This window comes from Flavobacterium sp., assembly GCF_036741995.1.
In the GTDB taxonomy this organism is placed as follows: Bacteria; Bacteroidota; Bacteroidia; order Flavobacteriales; family Flavobacteriaceae; genus Flavobacterium.
Map to the genome: position 1 here is coordinate 12,545 of NZ_DAINRG010000006.1, position 21,585 is coordinate 34,129.

The window sequence follows — 21,585 nt, forward strand, 5'->3', positions numbered from 1 at the left end:
AAATAACTTCGAAGTAAACTATGAAAAAAATCACTACGCTACTATTCTTTTATTTACTGACTGTCAATGCCACAGCACAAACTCCATTACACAATTTTGACGAATTAATGAGCGCTTTAAAAGCTGGAAAAACTGTTAAAGCCGTAATTTATTATGGTAAATGCAAACTCTTTTCGGATGGTGTGGAAGAAGCAGAATCACCAAATGCTATAGGAGGCATGAAACTAGATACTTATGAATACTTTGATTCCAGTGTTTTTCACGGAAAAGTACCTTCGTTTGTAACCAGTTCCCAAACCGTTTTAATCAATCAAAATTACTATGGCTATGTCTACAACTATGTAAAAATCAAAGCCAAAGTAGATAATTCAGTCGAAATCACTGCTCGTTATTTAAAACCACGCAAGTTTTCTTCCAAATTCAAAATCGTGATGGATGAAACCTTCAAAGGACAAATCAATGATGGAACCAATGATGGTGCCGTGCTGTTTTTTGTAGAATAAATGCATAAAAAATCCCGATGCACTCGGGATTTTTTTATAGGCTTACTCTTCTGTAGTATTCTGAAATTTCGTTCGTTTGCTGCCTTCATACATTTCGTACTTCACTAATCGTGCTTCCAAACTTCCGTTAAAGAGTTTGATTTTACGCGATGGTCTTAGGCCTACAAATTTCAAAGCTTCAAGGTTTCCGGTAATAAACCAAGCATTGGTGTTTGGATAATTGTTTTTTAAAGTATCGCCCAGCTCCCGGTAAAAACGCTCCAATTCAATATCCAAACGTTCTCCATACGGTGGATTGAAAACCATCTGTAAAGGACAGGTGCTTTCTTTTTTGGTTTCAAAAAAGTTGGCCTGACTAATAGTAACATAGTCATCCAAGTTGGCATTTCTGATATTGTCTTTGGCTTTTTGTACAGCACTTGGCGCCTTATCATAACCAACTATACTATGGTGAAATTCTCTGGTGCGTTTCATCAAAGCGTCTATAATTTGATCAAACAAATCATTGTCCCAATCGTTCCATTTCTCAAAAGCAAATTCCTTGCGGTTAATGTTTGCCGGAATGTTACAGGCAATCATGGCGGCTTCCGCCAAAATCGTCCCGGAGCCACACATTGGGTCTAAGAAATCGGAACTTCCATCTCACCCCGATAGTAATAACATGCCTGCAGCTAGAACTTCGTTTATCGGAGCGATATTCGTTGCTGTTCTGTACCCTCTATGATGCAAGGAAGCTCCCGATGTATCCAGTGCTACGGAGCATTGGTCACGGTCAATGTGAATGTTAATTCTCAAATCCGGAAAATCTTTGTCAATGCTTGGACGCACGCCCAACTTATCGCGAAACTGATCCACAATAGCATCTTTGGCTTTTTGGGAAACAAACTGCGAATGTTTGAAATTATCCGAATGAATCGTAGTGTCAATAACAAAAGTTTGATTGGCATTTAAATACTTAGACCAGTCAATCCCTTGAATTCCTTTATATAAATTCAAATCGTTTGTGGCACGAAAATAATAAATGGGTTTTAAGATTTTCAAAGCGGTACGCAACGACAAATTGGCTTTGTACATAAACCCTTTATCCCCTTTGAAACTCACGGCACGCGTGCCAATTTCAACATCCTGCGCGCCTAATTGTTGTAATTCTTTCGCCAGTATTTCTTCAAAACCAAAAAAGGTTTTGGCAATCATTTTAAAATTCTCCATGGTCAATGTATTTCAAACTTCAATTTTGAAATTCATCGGCAAAAATACACTAAATTTGCGTGTTCAGAATTCATTTGAAAAGAATAAATGTCAGATACTACAAATTGTAAATCCGAAAATTGGTATGCCTCCTGGTTTGATACACCGTATTACCATATTTTATACAAAGACCGAAACTATCGTGAAGCGCAAATCTTCATGGACAATCTCACCCATTATTTAAACCTGCCCGAAAAAGCCAAAGTGCTGGATTTAGCTTGTGGTAAAGGCCGTCACTCGATTTATTTAAACCAATTGGGTTACGATGTCATTGGTGCCGATTTATCCGAAAATAGCATAGCTGAAGCCAATAAAAATGCGAATGATACGCTACATTTTGTGGTGCATGACAAACGCGAACCTTTTGAGCAAAAATTTGATGCTATCTTTAATTTGTTTACCAGTTTTGGTTATTTTGAAAACGAAGAAGACGATAGTAAAACCTTGTTAGCCATCAAAGAAAGCCTTTCAGAATACGGCTTTGCTGTAATTGATTTTATGAATGCCCATCAGGTGATTGACAATCTGATTCCGGAAGAAACTAAAGAAGTCGAGGGCATTACGTTTCATATCAAACGTTTTATTTTGGATGGTTTTGTCATCAAAGAAATTGATTTTGAGGATGGCGGTTGTGCTTACCATTTTACCGAAAAAGTAAGAGCTTACACTTTAGAAGATTTTCAAAGAATGATGACCGAAGCCGGGATTTACTTGCTGGACACGTTTGGCGATTATAAATTAAAAAAGTTTCATAAACTTACCAGTGAACGATTAATCATGATTTTTAAATAATGAATTACATTCTTCCTTTACTATCAGTGCTTTTAGGGTATGTTATTGCCATGGGATTGAAACCCAAAGGAAAGCAAAATCTCAAATTATTGTTAGCCTTTAGCGGTTCTTTTTTGTTGTCATTAACCGTAATGCACTTGTTGCCTGATGTGTATGAAAGCCACAATATTTACGTTGGGATTTATATCATGGTGGGAATTTTGTTCCAAATTATCTTAGAATTTTTCTCCAAAGGTGCCGAGCACGGTCACGTACACGGCCACGACAAAATTACCCAAATGCCCTGGTTACTATTCATCAGTTTGTGCATTCACGCCTTACTCGAAGGTTTCCCAGTGGGGCATCATCACAATTTGGCTTACGGCATTGCCATTCATCACTTGCCAATTGCCATTATCTTAACCACATTTTTCCTTAATGCTCAATTGAACAAAACAGCGTTGTTTCTGTTCATGTTAACATTCGCCGTAATGACGCCACTGGGGACTTTTGTTTCCAACAGTTTCCCCATTTTGAATTACTATTACACACAAATAACCGCCATCGTTATTGGGATTCTATTCCATATTTCTTCCACGATTATCTTTGAAAGCAGCGAAGGACACAAGTTCAATATCGCCAAAATTTCGATGATTATTTTAGGGATTTTGTTAGCGTGTTTTGTGTAAGGCTTTGCGCCAAAAACAAAAAACTTAGTACCTTAGCAACTCAGAACCTTAGCCACTCAAAAATGTCTTTCACCAAAACCACTGAACAATCCTCGCATTACGAACATTTAGAACAAATGTCGGTTTTCGATTTATTAACCAACATCAACAACGAAGACAAAACTGTTCCTTTGGCGGTGGAAAAAGCCCTGCCACAAATTGAAACTTTGGTAACAAAAGTGGTCGAAAAAATGAAACTCGGCGGAAGATTATTTTACATCGGCGCCGGAACTTCGGGAAGACTCGGAATTGTAGATGCTTCGGAATGTCCACCAACGTTTGGTGTTCCTTTTGACATGGTCAACGGTATCATTGCCGGTGGCGACAAAGCCATTCGCAAAGCGGTTGAAAATGCCGAAGACGACCAACTACAAGCCTGGATAGATTTGCAGGAACATGGCATTACGGATAATGACGTCGTGATTGGAATTGCTGCATCAGGCACTACGCCTTATGTAATTGGTGGCTTGGAAAAGTGCAATGCTAAAAATATCATCACCGGCAGTATTACCTGTAACGAAGGAAGTCCATTAGCTTTAACCGCCCAATTTCCTGTAGTGGTAGTGGTTGGTCCTGAATTCGTAACGGGAAGCTCCCGCATGAAAGCCGGAACAGCACAGAAATTGGTGTTGAATATGATTTCAACAGCCACGATGATACAACTTGGTAAAGTAAAAGGCAACAAAATGGTCGATATGCAATTGAGCAACGACAAATTGGTTGATCGGGGCGTGCGCATGATTATGGGTGAAATTCCGGTGAGTTATGAAGAAGCTTCTATACTGTTGAAAGAAAATGGAAGCGTTAGAAAAGCAGTCGATTATTTCAATTCAAAATAAAAGCGATGAAGAAAGAACTATTAGACAAAGGAATCAAATACATGCTTTACGCCTTACCCATGATGTTCATTGGTCCGTGTGTGATTTACAATGCCTTTCAGAACAAGCAAAATACTTGGCATTATTTAGTATTAGCTATTGGGATTGTCATTTGTTTTTTAGCTGTGTTTTTTATGTTCAAAGGAATCAAAACATTAACCGACGTACTATTTCATCATGATCAATAAATCGTACTTAGAAAGCGTTACCAAGCAATTTCTCTACTACAAAACCTTGGGAGAAAAAGCGATGGAACAACTAGAACCGGAGCAACTGTTTGTTTCGGTCAATGAAGACACCAATTCAATTGCTGTAATTATCAAACACCTTTCGGGGAATATGCTCTCCCGTTGGACCGATTTTCTGACCACAGACGGAGAAAAAGAATGGCGCAATCGCGACAGTGAGTTCGAAGAAACCATTACCACCAAAGACGAACTGATGGCTGTTTGGAACAAAGGCTGGGACTGTTTTTTCAATGCCGTAAACAACTTAACACCAGAGCAGTTAGAAACGATTATTTACATTCGAAACGAAGGTCATACCGTTATAGAAGCCATTAACCGCCAATTGGCACATTATCCGTATCACATTGGACAAATTGTATTCTATGCCAAAATGCTAAAACATGGCGAATGGACTTCTCTTTCCATCCCAAAAAACAAATCCAACAGTTACAATGCGGACAAGTTTTCCAAAGAAAAAAGCATCAGAAACTTCACGGATGATGAACTGAATCGATTAAAATAAACATGAAAAAACTACCACTGCTCCTACTGGTCTTAACACTACTTTCTTGTTCCAATAAAGAACGGAAATGTCAGGATTTCAAAACCGGAAAATTTGTATTCACTCAGGAAATTGATGGCAAAAAACACACGTCAACTTTCGTCCGAACCGACAGTTTGCAGATTGAAACCTATAATGGCAAAACCGATACGGCAAGCGTACGCTGGGTAAACGACTGCGAATTTATATTGCGTAAATTGCATCCGAAAACCATGAACGAACGCAAAGCCATCAGCATGACGATTTTGGCTACTGAAAAGAATAGTTATATTTTTGATTATTGCTTTGTAGGCGATTCCAAAAAACACCGCGGTACTGTAACAAAACTGAATTAATCCTGTTTAACTGCTAAACAAAACCTTATACAATGGAAATTTTATTTACGCCCAATGCCTTAATGGCTTTACTTACACTGACTTTTCTTGAAATCATACTTGGGATTGACAACATCGTTTTTCTTTCCATCGTTTCCGGAAAATTAAGAGCCGAAGACCAGCCAAAAGCAAGACGTGTAGGATTATTGCTTGCCATGGTTTTTAGAATTATCCTATTGTTCGGAATTACCTGGGTTATGGGCTTGAAGGAAGTTATGCTGACCATTAACTGGGGATTTTTTGAAGCTGGTATTACCGGGCAAAGTATTATTATTTTTGGTGGTGGTCTGTTTTTATTATACAAATCGGTTTCTGAGATTCACCACAAAATGGAAGGCGAAGAAGAAGGTACAAGTGGCAAAGCCAGCAACAGCTTATCCGCCGCTATCCTTCAGATTGCTTTGTTGAATATTGTCTTTTCTTTTGATAGTATTTTGACAGCGGTCGGAATGGTAAGCAATGCTGAACCGGCACAAGGCGGATTTGGACATGAAGGCGCCCTGATTATCATGATTCTATCGGTAGTTATTTCTATATTGATTATGATGGTTTTTGCCGGACCCGTTTCTAAATTCGTCAACGAACATCCAACCATTCAAATCCTTGGGTTGTCTTTCTTAATCTTAATTGGCGTCATGCTAATTGCCGAAGGCTCACACCTGGCGCATTTCCGTTTTGGCAATGATGTTGAAGTTGGATCTATTCCAAAAGGCTATTTGTACTTCTCCATCTTCTTCTCTCTATTCGTGGAGTTCCTGAATTTGAGAATGAAGAAAAGCAAAAATGTGGTCAAACTACACAACAGCGAAATTGTAGATCAAGAACTAAAAGACAGTGATGTTACCGATTAGGAGCGAATGGCTCGGGACATAGCAGCAATGGTAATTCCCGCTGTACGTTACAATACAAAAGGTCCCAATTGGGACCTTTTGTATTTTCTCTGCCATCAGGGCTAGACAGGATTTGTATGGAATAAAAGAATTATTCTAATGACAAAGTAATCTGTCCGTCATCGCCGGTTTCCGTTTGTATGTCTTCTGATACATCGTTTTCATCTGTTACTTCCATTTCCTCAGCAGGTTCCGGTTCCGGTTCTTCGTATGGCAATGGCTCTAAAAGATTTACTTGTTTCAGTTTATCAGTAGTCAATTGGTTCCCTATCGCTTTGATTCCTTTTACCGTGATGAATTGCTCTAAATCTACCGTAATGGTGTCTTTCTGTACGCCTTTCACTTTGGCAAAAATCACTTCTGCCATCGGTCGCCAATCTGTAGAAACAATTTCTAGTTGCGATTTCTCGTGTTCGGTGATGAAGATTTCTTCTTTGTTTTCGTTTTCCACCAAAAAGCGTTTTACAAAATAACGGTCTTTTTCGCCATCATAATAAATGGCCGAAATCGGTTTGTTCGGATTCCATTTTTCCAACACTATCATGCCTTCATCAAAATGCGTAGTCAATTCTGGAATAATAGTTTTCAGTTTCCCGTTTTGGTTGATGATTAACAAGCGGTCATTTGGTCGGAATTCGCCCAGCAACTCCCCTCTTCCGTCAACATTCAAACGCTGCACCGTATCATCGAACCACACTTTTCGCGGACGTAAAGTGGAGATTCCTTTTTCTTTGAGTTCTATTTTCTTGATTGGATATTTAGTCACGGTATTACCACGCGAAGCTCTTCCTTTAATCGCAATGTCGGAGAAATCAACATCCCATTTCAGTTTCTTCACGCTACCAATTTGACGCAGCAAAATCGTAACAGTTTCCGCTTCTCCATTCGGATTGGCAGAAAAATACAATACTTGGCTTCCCGCTTTTTCCTGTGTTAAATCATAAAATTTATCGCGGGTAACTCCGGACACATTGAAACGCTTGATAAACGTGGAGCCGTTTTTACCATCGCGGTACATCATATTGTAAATCGTACGCTTGTCATTCTTATCAAAAACCGCAATGTGAATAATGTCTTTGCCCACAAATTTCTTGTCATCCACTTTGGCAATCATCATTTTTCCGTCACGGAGAAACACTATCACATCATCAATATCAGAACAATCAGCCACATACTCGTCTTTCTTCAAACCGGTTCCGAAGAAACCTTCTTCTTTGTTGACGTAAAGCTTGGTGTTTCGCAAAACCACTTTTGTAGCTTCAATGGTATCAAAACTTCTAAGCTCCGTTTGACGTTCGCGGCCTTTGCCGTATTTGTCTTTCAGCTTTTGGAAGAAATCAACGGTATAATCAATGATATGGTCTAAGTGATGTTTCACCTGTTCCATTTCGGCTTCCAGCTTGGCAATCGCATCATCAGCCTTATCCGAATCAAAACGCGTGATACGAATCATCGGAATTTGCGTTAGCTTTTGCAAATCGTCGTCATTGATTTCGCGTACAAATGATTTCTCAAAAGGTTTGAAACGATTGTACATGTACACGTTCAACGATTCTCTGTCGGAATACAATTTGAAGTCGATGTACATTTCTTCCCGAATGAAGATTTTCTCCAACGTTGAGAAATGCCATTTGTTTTCTAATTCATCTAATTGGATTTCCAACTCGCGTTTGAGCAAATCCACCGTACGATGCGTTGAAATTCGCAACATATCCGAAACACCCACAAACCGGGGTTTGTGGTTTTCAATTACACAACCCAATGGCGCTACCGAGGTTTCGCAAGCTGTAAACGCATATAACGCATCTATAGTTTTATCCGGAGAAACGCCCGGTGGTAGATGAATTAAAATCTCTACTTCGGCAGCGGTGTTGTCTTCTATTTTTTTGACTTTGATTTTCCCTTTTTCATTCGCTTTCAGTATACTGTCAATCAAGGTTGAGGTATTGGTAGAAAACGGGATTTGGGTAATGACCAAGGTTTGTTTGTCTAACTGACCAATCTTAGCTCGCACACGCACACGTCCGCCACGCAAACCATCATTGTAATTAGAAACATCGGCAATACCGGCCGTTGGGAAATCAGGAAAAAGGGTAAAAGGTTTATTTTTTAATATTTTAATCGAAGCATCTATCAGTTCGTTAAAATTGTGTGGTAAGACTTTAGTCGATAAACCTACCGCAATTCCTTCGGCTCCTTGTGCCAACAGCAGCGGAAATTTTACCGGAAGATTTATAGGTTCTGCCCGACGACCGTCATAGGACATTCCCCATTCGGTAATCTTAGGAGAATACAAAACATCGTGACCAAACTTAGAAATACGCGCCTCGATATAACGCGAAGCCGCAGCACTGTCTCCGGTGAGGATGTTCCCCCAGTTTCCCTGCATGTCGATAATCAAATCCTTTTGCCCGATTTGCACCATCGCATCACCAATACTCGCATCTCCGTGTGGGTGGTACTGCATGGTATGTCCAACGATGTTTGCCACTTTATTGTAACGACCATCATCCAACTCTTTCATGGAATGCATGATACGACGCTGTACCGGTTTAAATCCGTCCTCAATAGCCGGAACGGCACGCTCCAGAATCACATAGGAAGCATAGTCCAAAAACCAATCTTTGTACATTCCTGTAACCTTGGTAATGGTGTCTTCCGGATTTTCGTCGTTTTCATAGAAATGATTGCCCGAAGATTTGATATCTTCAAAGCCTTCTTCCGGGGCGTCATCGTTCGTTGACTCGTTCAACTCTTCGTTGCTTTCGTCTTCGTTGGGGATGTTATCGTCTTCTTCTTCGTCTTTCATTTATGCTGAACTTCAGTACTCTTTTAATTAATTTTTCTCCACCACATCCAATTCCACTTTCAAGTTATTGATAATGAAAATTTGGCGGTCCGGCGTATTTTTACCCATATAGAATTCCAAAAGAGTTTCTATAGAGGTGGCTTTGTCTAACATTACCGGGTCTAATCTAATATCCTGACCAATGAAATGTTTGAACTCATCGGGTGAAATTTCTCCTAATCCTTTGAATCGAGTAATTTCCGGTTTTGGTTTTAGTTTTTCGATGGCGTTTACGCGCTCTTCTTCGCTGTAGCAATAGATGGTTTCTTTTTTATTTCGCACCCGGAACAATGGCGTTTGCAAAATGTATAAATGTCCGTCTTTAATCAACTCCGGAAAGAATTGCAAAAAGAATGTGATTAGCAGCAAGCGAATGTGCATACCATCGACATCGGCATCGGTAGCGATTACGATGTTGTTGTACCGTAAATCGCCCATGTCTTCTTCGATGTCTAAAGCGGCTTGAAGCAAGTTGAACTCTTCGTTTTCGTAAACAATTTTTTTGGTCATGCCATACGAATTCAAAGGCTTACCACGCAAACTGAACACCGCTTGTGTATTAACATCTCGCGATTTCGTAATCGAACCTGAAGCCGAATCTCCCTCTGTGATGAAAAGCGTACTTTCCAAACTTCGTGGATTTTTGGCATCGGTTAAATGCACTCGGCAATCGCGTAGTTTTTTATTGTGCAGACTGGCTTTTTTGGCTCTGTCTTTGGCTAATTTTCGAATACCGGATAATTCTTTACGCTCGCGTTCGGCTTGGAGAATTTTGCGCAATAACAAATCGGCAACTTCCGGATTTTTGTGTAAAAAGTTATCGAGTTTGGTTTTGATAAAATCATTGACAAACGTACGCACTGACGGACCTTTCGGACCAATCTCAGTAGAGCCCAGTTTGGTTTTGGTTTGTGATTCAAACACCGGCTCTTCGACTTTTACGGCAATAGCGGAAACTATGGATTTTCGAATATCCGAAGCTTCAAAAGGTTTGTTGTAAAACTCTTTGATGGTTTTGACAATTGCCTCACGGAAAGCGCCCAAATGCGTTCCTCCCTGCGTAGTGTTTTGCCCATTGACAAACGAATGGTATTCTTCGGAATATTGTGATTTACTATGGGTTAAAGCCACTTCGATATCGTCACCCAACAAATGAATGATTGGATATTGCATGTCTTCGTCAGTAATCGTTTCTTCTAACAAATCCTTTAATCCGTTATCCGAATAATACTTTTCGCCATTGTAATAAATGGTCAAACCGGTATTCAGATAGCAGTAATTTTTGAGCATCTTGATGACATACTCATTTCGATACTTGTAGTTTTTGAAGATGGCCTCATCGGCTACGAAAACAACTTTTGTTCCTTTGCGTTTGGTGGATTCCTGGACGTCTTCTTCAAGAGTCAAATTTCCGGCAGAGAACTCAGCGGCTTTTTGCTGGTTATCCCGAACGGATTCTACGCGAAAATAGTTGGATAAAGCATTCACCGCTTTGGTACCTACTCCATTCAAACCAACCGATTTCTTAAAGGCTTTGGAATCGTATTTCCCACCGGTATTCATTTTGGATACTACGTCAACGACTTTTCCTAACGGAATACCCCGACCATAATCGCGCACGGTAACCATTTTGTCTTTGATAGTAACTTCAATGACTTTGCCGGCTCCCATGACAAATTCATCAATACAGTTGTCGATGACTTCTTTGAGCAGGATGTAAATTCCGTCATCAGGCGAAGAACCGTCACCCAGTTTCCCAATGTACATTCCGGGACGCATGCGGATGTGTTCCTTCCAGTCGAGGGAACGGATATTGTCTTCAGTATATTGATTTTGCTCTTGCATTTTAAAAGTGTCGATTTTGTGCTAATATAGAAGAAATCGGAGGAAAATGAAAGCATAAAAATCAGAAGTTATCAATAGGATATTGACAAAAAAACGAGAGCTAGACACGTGTTCTAAAACTAAAAAAGAAGCCTATTTAAGAATCGTGACCTTGAAAGTTGCTATTCCGATGCCATTAACATAAAGGCTTAAATATCTTCCAATTGTTTTATCAATAGTGATTTCAAATTCCAGCACATTATCCTTTTGAGTTTTAGTAGCAACTTCAACAGTGGTATCATTTTTTCGCAATGAATAGCGCACATCAGTATCTTCCGTAGCATTCAAAATTTTAAACACAACCTTATCGTCTTTACAAACTTCAATAATTCCTTGCTTGGGCTCTATAATCTGATACTTTTCATTAGGAACCGCGTAGGTTAAAGGCGATTTTAAAAACTCGCTTTTAGCTATTTCTGAGCCTTCCCAAACACCGGTTTTTGGGTAATGCTGAGCAAAGAAAAGTTTGGGTTCGGTATCAAAATAGAACGGATTGAATTGTGCGTAAAATTTTTCTTCCTCTTCATCCACAGTTCCAGCTCCCCAAGTAACGTCTAGCAAGCGCCAGGTACCATCAATTTTTACCGAATTCCAGGCATGATCGACTACAGCTCTTCTTTTACCAATTTCATAATTCTTTGTTTTTCCATCGCCGTTAATATAATTTGCCTGAAGCCCCACTTGAGAAGCTACCCGCTCAAACAATAAGGCATACCCGCCACAAACTCCCTTTCCTTTGCGCAAAACTTTACTGATTTTTTTGTCTATAGCTGCTTTTAGTTTCTGTTGTTTTTCGGCCTCTGTTGTGTACTGTATTGCTTTATTTTTTTTCGGATGCAAATAACTTTTCACATCGTATCGGATATTAAAAGCAATCCAGGAATAAACTGCTCTGGCTCGGGCATACTCCGTTGAAAAATCGGTTTGAATTCTTGCTGCTAACTTTTCGGTTGAGGAATACTGTTTGGGATATCTTTTTACAATGCTATCAACTTCAGCTGCGCTTTGAGCATGAAGTGTATTGGTAAAAAAAAGGAAAACCAGAAAAAAAATGACAGTGTTCTTCATTGGCGCAAAAAATCAAATTTAATCAAAAACTTAGCGGTAATGACAAAAAATCCCGGTATCCGTCACTGTCCAAAAGGCAGCTTTTTGGTTGGCACTTTTCAGCGCTCCGTTGGCCCAGGAATTGCAGGTGTGAAACAAGTTGTATTTTCCATTGGCTTCGTAAAAACTATCATTTTTCCCGTAAGTGGTAGCGTGAATAAACATGGGATTATGAGTTTCATCTAACCGAAAACTATCTTCAATATAAGTAACCAGCTTTTGATAGTTTTCTCCGGAAACCTTAATTTTAATGCAATCGTTATTCTCCGCAATCGCTTTGTAAAAAGTGGTATGCATCGCCGAATTTCCCAACCCGAATGCGGCATTGAAAGCAGTACTGAACTTCAAATCAGCCCAAGTAGGTGTGTCGAGATAAAATCCTTTGTCGCCCCAGCCAAAAGCTAAATAATGGGCTGCAGTATCATTGGTTTTAGTATTGGCAACATTGATTTCCTGACTCCAATCTTTAATGTCATTTTTTATCGGAACGATGATATCCGTGTGAACGCCATTGGTTTTGATGTATATCGCCACTTCTTTTTCCTGCTTATCAGCATCCGTATTGACTGTTATTTTGGAAAGTGTAAAGGCAGCTAAAAAGTAAACCACAAGAAACAATACAATTCCTAAACTGATTCGTTTGGCTATTTTCAGGGATTGTTTCAAAGTTTTCATGAGGTAATGTTTCAATTGGAAGTTCAAATGTTATGCCAAAAAGAAAGCCACTAAAATTTTAGCAGCTCTTCTTTATTCTATTCCTTGTATTCAAAAAACTAAACGTTAAAACGGAAATGCATCACATCACCATCTTTCACGATGTATTCTTTCCCTTCTACTCTTAGTTTTCCGGCTTCTTTTACTTTGGCTTCTGAACCATAACTGGCAAAATCTTCAAAAGCAATTACTTCGGCACGGATGAATCCTTTTTCGAAATCAGTATGGATAACACCGGCTGCTTTTGGTGCGGTATCGCCCACGTTAATAGTCCAGGCACGAACTTCTTTAACACCGGCAGTGAAGTAGGTTTGTTGTTTTAATAATTTATAGGCAGCACGGATCAAAACGGCAGAACCCGGCTCTTTCAAACCTAAATCTTCTAAGAACATTTGACGCTCTTCGTAAGTTTCCAACTCGGTGATATCAGCTTCAGTACCAACCGCCAAAACAATCACTTCGGCGTTTTCGTCTTTTACTAAGTCACGAACTAAGTCTACATATTTATTTCCGGTAGCAGCTGATTCTTCATCAACATTACAAACATATAAAACCGGTTTGGTAGTAATTAATTGAAAATCTTCCATCAAGGCTTCTTCATCGGCATTTTGTGGAAGTACAGTTCTAGCTGACTTAGCTTGCAATAATGACTCCCGGATTCTATCTAAAAACGCTTTCTCAACTTGCGCTTCTTTGTTACCGGTTTTGGCGGCGCGGTTTACTTTTTCCAAACGTTTTTCAACGGTTTCCAGGTCTTTCAATTGCAATTCGATATCGATGGTTTCTTTATCGCGAATCGGATTTACATTTCCATCTACGTGGATGATGTTATCATTGTCAAAACAACGCAATACGTGAATAATGGCATTACATTCTCTGATGTTGGCTAAGAATTGATTTCCCAAACCTTCTCCTTTACTGGCTCCTTTTACTAAACCTGCAATATCAACGATATCTACGGTAGCCATTTGAACGCGCTCCGGTTTTACCAATTCTTCCAGTTTGTTGATTCTTGGATCTGGTACATTGACTACACCGATATTCGGTTCAATGGTACAAAACGGAAAATTAGCGCTTTGGGCTTTGGCATTGGACAAACAATTAAATAAGGTTGATTTTCCAACATTGGGTAATCCTACAATTCCTGCTTTCATATTTCTTTACTATTTCTTTTTTATCTGTAATATGCAATGCTAAAGCATGCCATATCTTTTTGATATTGTTTTTTATTGGTGATATGTAACGCTAAAGCGTTTCATTTGATTTTTATTATAAAAAGTGTGCAAATATAAGGTAATAAAACCAAGTTACAAAGCGGGTGAATTGGAGTTTTCAGAAATAGAAAAAAGAATAATAGCTTATTGTCTGTCAGCCATTTTGAGCACTATTTCCTGCTCTTCTTCTGTGGCCGATAAGCCGGAAACATCCCAATAGTCGGAAAGAATGACATTTTTTTTGTTGTAGAGGGTTTTATCTTTAAAGACTTCGCTTTCTTTATAAGTGTAATTGTGGTTGCTGAAATTGGTAGTTACGAAGTAATTCCGGACTTCAATATCTGTTTTTTTATCTTTATCAATACGCTCAAAACCAATCTCTTCTTTGGAACTAACTAAATAATAATTTAGGTTGTCAATCCGATAAATGGTTTTAAATATTGACTTGTAAATGTTCTTAGAACCCACACTGGTTTTGTCTTTAACATTGGCCAAAGTCATCGGCGAAATAGAAGAACTAACTTCGATAATTATTTTTTTCTTACTGTCATAAATGATTTTAAAATCATCACGCAATTCATCCGTTTTTTCCACCGGTGTAACCAGCATTACATTGTAATCGGCATTGTTTGTGTATCCTTTAATTACAAAGTCATACTCCTTTTTGGCTCCCGATTCTAAAATTGGATTTAAGTACTTGAAGTTGTAATAATTCTGCATGATATCATTGAGATTATAACCCAGAACATCTGAAGTAATCTCGTCATTTACCAACCCGAACGATCGGTTTTGTTCCACCAAAATATTGCTTTTAAAGTTTTTATCATTGCCAAAAAGCTGGAAATTCATCAGTCCGTCATTGTAATAAGCATAAGCCCCATTAAGTTTAAAAAACTCCCTGGAATAGACTTTCAACCGCGCGGGAACCGTTAATTTCTTCACCGAATTAGCCACTAAAGATTTCAGGATTTTTTGCGGATGTTGCTTGGTTACAATGATTTCGTCCAAATCATTGACGTTGCTTTTCAGATAAATGACATTATCGGTTTTCAACAAAGCTGAGGAACGAACCGTAACACTGACATAGGATGAATGGGTAACCTGAATATTGGACACGCCATTCAACATAAAAGTGATGGTCCCTTCGGCATTGCTGAGCAAGGTTTGTTTCGTTTTTAAAATAAAAACCGTCGCGTCTTCAATCGGGAGATTAGTATCAGCATCTTTTAATGTAATGGACTTCTGCCCATTTTGTGATAAAACAGGCAGGTTAAAAAGCAACAACAATAGGATAAGATTCTGTCTCATTGCAATTTGGGTTCGGGCAAATTTAGCAAAAAATATGAAAATTATAAATTGTTTGTTAAATTGTTAAAAGCATTTTACAAATACCGTTAAATCGATATTGAAAAAATAGTATCTTGCCATTAATTAACAACCAAACCAATCTATTTATGAAAAAAATTACCTTATTACTATTCTTGTTTCAATTCGGTTCTGTTTTTGCACAAAAAGAAACGCTTGAAACCAAACCAGACACTACCAAGGTTCAGGAACTGCAGGAAGTTCAAATCGTAGGTTCGAGAAATACAAAACGAACAGTAGTCAATTCGGCTGTGCCCATTGACGTCATTGATGTAAAAAGTGTTACCACCCAAAGTGGAAAAGTGGAAATCAACGAGTTGCTACAATATGTCGCGCCTTCGTTCAATGCCAACAAGCAATCCGGTTCTGATGGTGCTGACCACGTGGACCCCGCTACTTTAAGAGGAATGGGACCCGACCAGACTTTGGTTTTAATCAACGGAAAAAGAAGGCATCAATCTTCATTGGTAAATTTATTCGGAACGCGAGGCCGCGGAAATACCGGTACTGATTTGAATGCTATTCCGGCCAGTGCCATTAAACGAATTGAAATTTTGCGGGATGGTGCTGCTGCACAATACGGTTCAGATGCAATTGCCGGTGTAATTAATATTGTATTGAATGACAATGTAAACGAAGTCAACGGTGCTATAACCTATGGCGCTTATGATACTCACGCCAAAGGTGATTTCTTACCGGGAACTGCCAACACGCACGGAAACCGGTTAGATGAAAACGGCAACGGAAACTCTATTGGAAAAGATAAAAAATTCGATGGAAACTCATTAAAAATTGCGGCCAACTATGGTGTGAAAATCGGGAAAGATGGTGGATTTGTTAACTTCACTACGGAGTATTTTTCGAAAGAAAAAACATTACGTCCGGGTTTTGATTTTAGAAAAGGTTTTGGTGAAGCCGAAATTAAAAGCATGAATTTCATGGCCAATTTGGAAATACCGCTTAACAAAAAGATTAAATTTTATGCTTTTGGCGGTAGAAATGATCGAAATACCGATGCTTATGCATTTACCCGAAATGATGGTTCCCGTGTTGTAGAATCTATATATCCTGGTGGATATACTCCGAGAATTACTTCTAACATAACCGACAATTCAGTAGCTGCCGGTTTTAAAATGGAAACTGATAATGGCTGGAAAATTGATTTGAGTAATGCTTACGGGAAAAACAATTTTGACTATAAAATAAAAGGAACCATCAATGCCAGTTTAGAAGAGGCCTCCCCGACATCCTTTGATGCCGGTGGATTTAGTTTGAGTCAAAACACTAGTAATCTTGATTTTTCAAAAAACTTTAAATCGGTTTTAAATGGTTTGAATTTTGCTTTTGGTGCTGAATATCGCATTGAGCGCTATCAAATTGATGCCGGCGAAATAGGCTCTTATGCCACTTATGACACTAATGGTGTACCAATTACTGACCCAACAACACAATCAGCACCCATTGACCCTATATCTGGAGAACCAAGACCGGGAGGCTCTCAGGGATTCCCTGGCTTTAGTCCAAAAAATGAAGTCAATGAAACCCGAAACAGCAAAGCTTTGTATGTAGATACCGAATTAGATGTCTCTAAAGAATTCTTAGTAAGTGCTGCCCTTCGTTATGAAAACTACAGCGATTTTGGAAACACTTTAAATTTAAAATATGCTTACCGATTCAAGCTTACTGATCAAATAAGCCTAAGAGGTTCCTGGAGCACAGGCTTCAGAGCACCGTCTTTGGCACAGATTTATTTCAACACCAATTTCACTAACTTTAATTCGAGTGGTGCTTCCGAAGTATTGCTTTCGGCTAATGACAGTCCGGTAACCAAAGGATTTGGTATTGATAAACTAAAAGAAGAAAAATCCAATAACGGTTCATTTGGCTTGACCGGAACATTTGGTCATTTTACAGCCACTCTGGATGGTTACTTAATTAATGTAAGAGACAGAATCGTATTAACCGGTTATTTTGATGCTACAGCCCTTAACTTAAACGTGGATTCCGCTCAGTTTTTCGTAAACGGAGTGAATACCAGAACTACCGGGTTGGACATGGTTTTTGCTTGGAAAAAATCGTATGGTGATTCAAAATTCGGAGCTACTTTAGTTGGAAACATCAACAAAATGGAAGTAACCAAAGTAAAAAATAACGGCTTAGACCAGGAAACCTTTTTTGGAAGACGGGAAATTGCTTTCTTAAAAGCATCAGCACCTAACAGCAAATACGGTTTAAACTTGAATTACTCCAGAAAAAAATTGGATACCGGAGTAGCTTTCACAAGATTTAGCGAAGTGGTATTGGTAGATTATGCCGGGATGGATAATGTGTATACTGCCAAAATCGTTACTGATGCTACTGTTGGATATCAAATTACTAAACAATTTAAACTAAGCATTGGAAGTAATAACTTATTCAATATTTATCCTGACAAACAAGACGAATCAGGAAATACGGAAGCGGGTGGTTACTGGGATGCCGTGCAAATGGGCTTCAGCGGAGCGTATTATTATGCCCGATTAGGATTCAAATTCTAACTAAAACCCAATCAAACAGAAAAGCCTGAGCACACCGCTCAGGCTTTTTTTATGAATATCCTGTAACAATTAAGAAAAATCATGTAACATAAACTATTGTTATTGAGAATAGATTTGTACTGTATTAATCCATAAAAAATACTCATTATGAAAGTTCTAATCTTAAGCATGCTTACACTACTATTTTCAATCAATAGTAAAGCTCAAAATACCAATGTAAAATCAGAAGTCAAAACGGTAACTACAACCATTAAAGATTCTAATGGAGAAAAAAAAGTGGTAAAATCAGAAGAAACCAAGGAGGTTCAGAAAATTGCTTTAGAAGAAGAAAAGCCTAATACCCTGAACATTCCTATGAAGGAAAGTCCGGTAGACGTTACCACTAAAACAAAAGTGGTGGTAGATGGTGTAACCAAATCGGTAGAGGTGAATCATTCCGCTTATTACAGCATGGGCGGGGCTAAATACCAAATTCAATCAGACAAAACCGGTTATGTCATGACAAGTCCGAATACTAAAAACCTGTCACTCTTGAGAAAAACTTCCAATAACAATTATATTTTTAAAAACAAGAATAAATTCTCTGTTGGGTATTTTGACGCAGACGGTAATCTAATCTTAGAAACCTATGATGAAAAAACAGACTCGGTAGTTCTTGAAAAATATACTGTTGTGAAGCCTTAATATATTTCATGTTTGACGAAAAAGCCCGAACAATCTGTGTCCGGGCTTTTTTATTTATTCGTTGTGTAGAAAAGATTGTCTGTTGAGCAGCGTTTCTTCACTCTCTACGTGATTGTCATCAGGAATACAACAATCTACCGGGCAAACGGCCGCGCATTGCGGTTCTTCGTGAAAACCTTTACACTCGGTACATTTTCCGGGCACTATATAATATATATCGTCAGAAATCGGCGTTTGCGCTGCATCAGCATCAATCTCGGTTCCGTCCGGTAAAATAATTTTTCCGCTTAGCCTCGTTCCGTCTTTATAACGCCAATCATCGGCCCCTTCATAAATAGCGGTATTTGGACATTCCGGCTCACAAGCACCACAATTGATACATTCGTCTGTTATAATGATTGCCATAGCTTATTTTTAATTAATTTTGCGCAAAATTACAATCAAAACCATTCATAAACAAGCTACTCATGGTACAAATCGAGAAAAAAAAATGTTTTGCAGCATTAGGGAAGTTTTTAAGTCAATTCTCTTTAGATAAAAACACTAAAAACGAATCGGTTCTTCACAATGATTTATACTTTGATAGCTTTATCGATTTAATAGAGTTGTCACAATCACACAATGGCTGGTTTACACCAGAGCAAGTTTATTTCGCCATACAATCATGGGCAGAAGCGTTGCAGGAAGACAATCTGAACCAATGGCTTTCCCACTATGATTTGTCAAATGTAAAACCAAAAACCGTTGGTTTAATCCTGGCCGGAAACATTCCGCTGGTGGGTTTTCACGATTTTCTTTCGGTGTTGATTGCCGGACATAACGTTTTGGTAAAAACATCTTCCAACGACCAACATCTGATAAAATTTCTAGCCAATTATTTAATTTCGGTAAATCCCGAAATTCAAAAATCAATCACATTTACCGAAGGAAAATTAGAGAATTTTGATGCCGTCATTGCTACCGGAAGCAACAATACCGCCCGTTATTTCGAATATTATTTCAAAAACAAACCCAGCATCATTCGCAAAAACAGAAACTCGGTTGCCGTCTTAACCGGAACGGAAACCCATGATGATTTGGTCAACCTTGGCGAAGACATCTTCCGTTATTTTGGCTTGGGTTGCCGCAACGTTTCTAAGCTTTTTGTGCCAAAGGATTACGATTTTCAGCCTTTCTTTCAAGCTATTTACGAATACAAAGACGTGATTTTTTATCCCAAATATTCCAATAATTACGACTATAACAAAGCTGTTTTTCTGATGAGCAACTTCAAATTGCTCGATAATGAATTCCTGACTTTGAAAGAAGATACCAGCTACTCCTCTCCTATTTCTTCTGTATTTTATGAGTTTTATGATGATCTCAATGCCTTGAAATCCAGGTTAAATGAAGAGCAGGAACAAATTCAGTGCGTTGTTTCAAAAGAGGCTATTTCTAATGCTATTCCTTTCGGGCAAACCCAACATCCTAAACTTTGGGATTATGCTGATAATGTGGATACTTTAACTTTTCTATCAACACTTTAATTCCTACATTTACAATATTAAAATTGTAAATCATGGGAAAAACTATCTTTTGTATTGCTGTATTATTTACTCAGGGCTTGTTTGCACAAATAACATTAACGCCTTTTACGCCCGATATTCCTTCTAGTCAATTTACAAGCTCACTTGATGCCTTTGGAAATGAAATTGTCGCTTTTTCTGCATATGAACATGATCTTACTCAATCAAGGGTCTTTGTCTTTGAAAAAAATGGAGCCACTGTCACACAGGAAGCTTATTTTATACCGGCAGATGTAGCACTTAATGACAATTTTGGTGGAAGTGTTTCCATAAATAATGATTTTATTGCAGCAGGTTCACGATTTAATGATCAGCTTGCCTCCAATGCCGGGGCGGTTTATATGTACCGTAAAGTTGCCGGTAACTGGGTATTCTTTCAAAAAATAATTCCGTTTGACGGTGCGACGGAGGACTACTTCGGAACTGTTGTGAAAGTAGTAGGCAACCAGCTTTTTGTCCATTCTCCTAATAATGAACCCGTAGGACTACCTAACTCTACCAACAGTGGTGCTGTATATGTTTATAATTTTAACGGGACTTCCTGGGTTTTCTCGCAAAAGATAACACCCTGCGGCAACAACTATTTAGGAAATACAATACAGGTCTCCAACAATAAACTGGTAATTGTTTCCGGCTCTGGATTAGCTACTTATAGTTACGATGGTAGCCTTTGGAACTTCTCCTCTTCACTTACTACCCCAAGTTCAAAAGTTGATTTTGATTTAGACAACAACCAGCTTTTTGTTTTACAAAGTAATGGCTTCACTTCAAGTATGAATATATATGATTACGTTGCTAACAACTGGAGTTTAAGCACTACACTCACATCTTTAGAGTACATTGATAAGACAGCAACTAATTTTAAGGTCCATAATGATGTGATGTTTGTCAGCCTTAATTCTCATGGGTTGTTATATACTGCCAGAACACCCACAGCATTGTACAGAAAAATTAATGGTAACTGGATGTTTCAGGAATACCTTTATGGACAAGGACCTATCAATATGGATGATTCTTTTGGCACCCGAATGGCAATATCTGATGATATTGTAGTGATTGGCGCTCCTAATGAATATTTGCCTAACGCAGATGGCGGAAGAGCTTATACTTTTGATATAGCCTTGGGAGTTAATGAAAACAAATTTGATGATCTAAAAATCTTTCCTAATCCAACTTCCGGCATAGTTCATTTAACAACTGATTTTACCGATAATATCAGTACAATCACTATCTATCAGTGCGATGGAAAATTGATAAAAAACATTAAATCTAATTTTGATTCGATATCATTAAGTGAATTCCAACAGGGCATTTATCTCCTTAAATTCACTATGAACAATGGCAGTTCAACGACAAAGAAGATTGTAAAAATGTAAAGCACTGTTTTTTTCCAGATTGAAGTATTAGCGATTATTGTTATAAACTATAACGTTTTCGTTAATAACATCGGCCAATTATTGCGGAATTCTAATCGCTTTTTAACATC

Annotated in this window: 19 protein-coding genes and 1 pseudogene; 12 read left to right on the top strand and 8 right to left on the bottom strand. The window is 38.5% G+C overall.

Translation table 11 applies throughout. The features are described 5' to 3' along the window. Positions 1-20: 20 nt before the first annotated feature. On the top strand, positions 21-503 hold the full coding sequence (locus V7D82_RS03900; protein ID WP_333599664.1) for a VirK family protein: 483 nt from the start codon (positions 21-23) through the stop codon (positions 501-503). 42 nt (positions 504-545) lie between these two features. Here V7D82_RS03900 and V7D82_RS03905 read toward each other — a convergent pair. Further along, positions 546-1,697, bottom strand: a pseudogene (locus V7D82_RS03905) (THUMP domain-containing class I SAM-dependent RNA methyltransferase). Positions 1,698-1,799: 102 nt separating this feature from the next. Here V7D82_RS03905 and V7D82_RS03910 point away from each other — a divergent pair. The 7 genes from V7D82_RS03910 (at position 1,800) to V7D82_RS03940 (ending at position 6,142) form a co-directional block, all read left to right on the top strand. After that, complete coding sequence (locus V7D82_RS03910; RefSeq protein WP_333599665.1) at positions 1,800-2,543, top strand: class I SAM-dependent methyltransferase; 744 nt, start codon at positions 1,800-1,802, stop codon at positions 2,541-2,543. Further along, on the top strand, positions 2,543-3,211 hold the full coding sequence (locus V7D82_RS03915) for a ZIP family metal transporter (protein ID WP_333599666.1): 669 nt from the start codon (positions 2,543-2,545) through the stop codon (positions 3,209-3,211). The genes V7D82_RS03910 and V7D82_RS03915 overlap by 1 nt, the downstream gene beginning before the upstream one ends. A 62-nt stretch (positions 3,212-3,273) precedes the next feature. Beyond that, positions 3,274-4,089 (top strand): N-acetylmuramic acid 6-phosphate etherase, encoded by an 816-nt coding sequence (gene murQ, locus V7D82_RS03920; RefSeq protein ID WP_333599667.1) that lies wholly within the window; start codon positions 3,274-3,276, stop codon positions 4,087-4,089. A 5-nt stretch (positions 4,090-4,094) separates the two neighbouring features. After that, positions 4,095-4,316, top strand: coding sequence for a DUF6095 family protein (locus tag V7D82_RS03925; protein WP_333599668.1), 222 nt, complete (start codon positions 4,095-4,097; stop codon positions 4,314-4,316). Continuing rightward, positions 4,306-4,878 carry a DUF1572 family protein gene (locus V7D82_RS03930; protein WP_442902377.1) on the top strand — a complete coding sequence of 191 codons (573 nt, stop codon included), beginning with the start codon at positions 4,306-4,308 and terminating at the stop codon, positions 4,876-4,878. Before V7D82_RS03925 ends, V7D82_RS03930 begins: the two co-directional genes overlap by 11 nt. A 2-nt stretch (positions 4,879-4,880) precedes the next feature. Then, entirely contained in the window at positions 4,881-5,252 is a 372-nt protein-coding gene (locus V7D82_RS03935; RefSeq protein WP_333599669.1) for a DNA topoisomerase IV, read from the top strand. A 32-nt stretch (positions 5,253-5,284) separates the two neighbouring features. After that, the gene (locus tag V7D82_RS03940) at positions 5,285-6,142 is read left to right on the top strand and encodes a TerC family protein (RefSeq protein WP_333599670.1); all 858 of its coding nucleotides are present in this window, start codon (positions 5,285-5,287) and stop codon (positions 6,140-6,142) included. 130 nt (positions 6,143-6,272) lie between these two features. Here the strand turns inward: V7D82_RS03940 and V7D82_RS03945 are convergent, their stop codons facing one another. The 6 genes from V7D82_RS03945 to V7D82_RS03970 form a co-directional block, all read right to left on the bottom strand. Continuing rightward, the gene (locus V7D82_RS03945; RefSeq protein ID WP_333599671.1) at positions 6,273-8,990 is read right to left on the bottom strand and encodes a DNA gyrase/topoisomerase IV subunit A; all 2,718 of its coding nucleotides are present in this window, start codon (positions 8,988-8,990) and stop codon (positions 6,273-6,275) included. A 27-nt stretch (positions 8,991-9,017) separates the two neighbouring features. Then, on the bottom strand, positions 9,018-10,874 hold the full coding sequence (locus tag V7D82_RS03950; RefSeq protein ID WP_333599672.1) for a DNA topoisomerase IV subunit B: 1,857 nt from the start codon (positions 10,872-10,874) through the stop codon (positions 9,018-9,020). A gap of 132 nt (positions 10,875-11,006) precedes the next feature. Next, positions 11,007-11,981, bottom strand: a complete 975-nt coding sequence (locus V7D82_RS03955) for a transglutaminase domain-containing protein (RefSeq protein WP_333599673.1) — start codon at positions 11,979-11,981, stop codon at positions 11,007-11,009. 30 nt (positions 11,982-12,011) lie between these two features. Then, positions 12,012-12,695 (bottom strand): TIGR02117 family protein, encoded by a 684-nt coding sequence (locus V7D82_RS03960; protein ID WP_333599674.1) that lies wholly within the window; start codon positions 12,693-12,695, stop codon positions 12,012-12,014. A gap of 98 nt (positions 12,696-12,793) precedes the next feature. Continuing rightward, entirely contained in the window at positions 12,794-13,888 is a 1,095-nt protein-coding gene (gene ychF / locus V7D82_RS03965) for a redox-regulated ATPase YchF (RefSeq protein WP_333599675.1), read from the bottom strand. 204 nt (positions 13,889-14,092) lie between these two features. After that, entirely contained in the window at positions 14,093-15,256 is a 1,164-nt protein-coding gene (locus V7D82_RS03970; RefSeq protein ID WP_333599676.1) for a hypothetical protein, read from the bottom strand. Positions 15,257-15,402: 146 nt separating this feature from the next. Here V7D82_RS03970 and V7D82_RS03975 point away from each other — a divergent pair, with 146 nt between their 5' ends. Together V7D82_RS03975 and V7D82_RS03980 are read left to right on the top strand one after the other, a co-directional pair. Continuing rightward, entirely contained in the window at positions 15,403-17,850 is a 2,448-nt protein-coding gene (locus V7D82_RS03975; RefSeq protein ID WP_333599677.1) for a TonB-dependent receptor plug domain-containing protein, read from the top strand. A 147-nt stretch (positions 17,851-17,997) separates the two neighbouring features. Continuing rightward, positions 17,998-18,534 (top strand): hypothetical protein, encoded by a 537-nt coding sequence (locus V7D82_RS03980; RefSeq protein WP_333599678.1) that lies wholly within the window; start codon positions 17,998-18,000, stop codon positions 18,532-18,534. Positions 18,535-18,588: 54 nt separating this feature from the next. Here V7D82_RS03980 and V7D82_RS03985 read toward each other — a convergent pair whose 3' ends face one another. Then, positions 18,589-18,939 carry a 4Fe-4S dicluster domain-containing protein gene (locus V7D82_RS03985; protein ID WP_333599679.1) on the bottom strand — a complete coding sequence of 117 codons (351 nt, stop codon included), beginning with the start codon at positions 18,937-18,939 and terminating at the stop codon, positions 18,589-18,591. A 62-nt stretch (positions 18,940-19,001) separates the two neighbouring features. Here V7D82_RS03985 and V7D82_RS03990 point away from each other — a divergent pair, with 62 nt between their 5' ends. After that, complete coding sequence (locus V7D82_RS03990; RefSeq protein WP_333599680.1) at positions 19,002-20,060, top strand: acyl-CoA reductase; 1,059 nt, start codon at positions 19,002-19,004, stop codon at positions 20,058-20,060. 32 nt (positions 20,061-20,092) lie between these two features. Then, on the top strand, positions 20,093-21,475 hold the full coding sequence (locus V7D82_RS03995; RefSeq protein WP_333599681.1) for a T9SS type A sorting domain-containing protein: 1,383 nt from the start codon (positions 20,093-20,095) through the stop codon (positions 21,473-21,475). The last annotated feature ends 110 nt before the right edge of the window (positions 21,476-21,585 follow it).

Excerpts from the sequence above, each read along its gene's own strand:
- V7D82_RS03900 (WP_333599664.1), top strand. The coding sequence starts at position 21 with ATGAAAAAAATCACTACGCTACTATTCTTTTATTTACTGACTGTCAAT.
- V7D82_RS03910 (WP_333599665.1), top strand. The coding sequence starts at position 1,800 with ATGTCAGATACTACAAATTGTAAATCCGAAAATTGGTATGCCTCCTGG.
- V7D82_RS03915 (WP_333599666.1), top strand. The coding sequence starts at position 2,543 with ATGAATTACATTCTTCCTTTACTATCAGTGCTTTTAGGGTATGTTATT.
- murQ (WP_333599667.1), top strand. The coding sequence starts at position 3,274 with ATGTCTTTCACCAAAACCACTGAACAATCCTCGCATTACGAACATTTA.
- V7D82_RS03925 (WP_333599668.1), top strand. The coding sequence starts at position 4,095 with ATGAAGAAAGAACTATTAGACAAAGGAATCAAATACATGCTTTACGCC.
- V7D82_RS03930 (WP_442902377.1), top strand. The coding sequence starts at position 4,306 with ATGATCAATAAATCGTACTTAGAAAGCGTTACCAAGCAATTTCTCTAC.
- V7D82_RS03935 (WP_333599669.1), top strand. The coding sequence starts at position 4,881 with ATGAAAAAACTACCACTGCTCCTACTGGTCTTAACACTACTTTCTTGT.
- V7D82_RS03940 (WP_333599670.1), top strand. The coding sequence starts at position 5,285 with ATGGAAATTTTATTTACGCCCAATGCCTTAATGGCTTTACTTACACTG.
- V7D82_RS03945 (WP_333599671.1), bottom strand. The coding sequence starts at position 8,990 with ATGAAAGACGAAGAAGAAGACGATAACATCCCCAACGAAGACGAAAGC.
- V7D82_RS03950 (WP_333599672.1), bottom strand. The coding sequence starts at position 10,874 with ATGCAAGAGCAAAATCAATATACTGAAGACAATATCCGTTCCCTCGAC.
- V7D82_RS03955 (WP_333599673.1), bottom strand. The coding sequence starts at position 11,981 with ATGAAGAACACTGTCATTTTTTTTCTGGTTTTCCTTTTTTTTACCAAT.
- V7D82_RS03960 (WP_333599674.1), bottom strand. The coding sequence starts at position 12,695 with ATGAAAACTTTGAAACAATCCCTGAAAATAGCCAAACGAATCAGTTTA.
- ychF (WP_333599675.1), bottom strand. The coding sequence starts at position 13,888 with ATGAAAGCAGGAATTGTAGGATTACCCAATGTTGGAAAATCAACCTTA.
- V7D82_RS03970 (WP_333599676.1), bottom strand. The coding sequence starts at position 15,256 with ATGAGACAGAATCTTATCCTATTGTTGTTGCTTTTTAACCTGCCTGTT.
- V7D82_RS03975 (WP_333599677.1), top strand. The coding sequence starts at position 15,403 with ATGAAAAAAATTACCTTATTACTATTCTTGTTTCAATTCGGTTCTGTT.
- V7D82_RS03980 (WP_333599678.1), top strand. The coding sequence starts at position 17,998 with ATGAAAGTTCTAATCTTAAGCATGCTTACACTACTATTTTCAATCAAT.
- V7D82_RS03985 (WP_333599679.1), bottom strand. The coding sequence starts at position 18,939 with ATGGCAATCATTATAACAGACGAATGTATCAATTGTGGTGCTTGTGAG.
- V7D82_RS03990 (WP_333599680.1), top strand. The coding sequence starts at position 19,002 with ATGGTACAAATCGAGAAAAAAAAATGTTTTGCAGCATTAGGGAAGTTT.
- V7D82_RS03995 (WP_333599681.1), top strand. The coding sequence starts at position 20,093 with ATGGGAAAAACTATCTTTTGTATTGCTGTATTATTTACTCAGGGCTTG.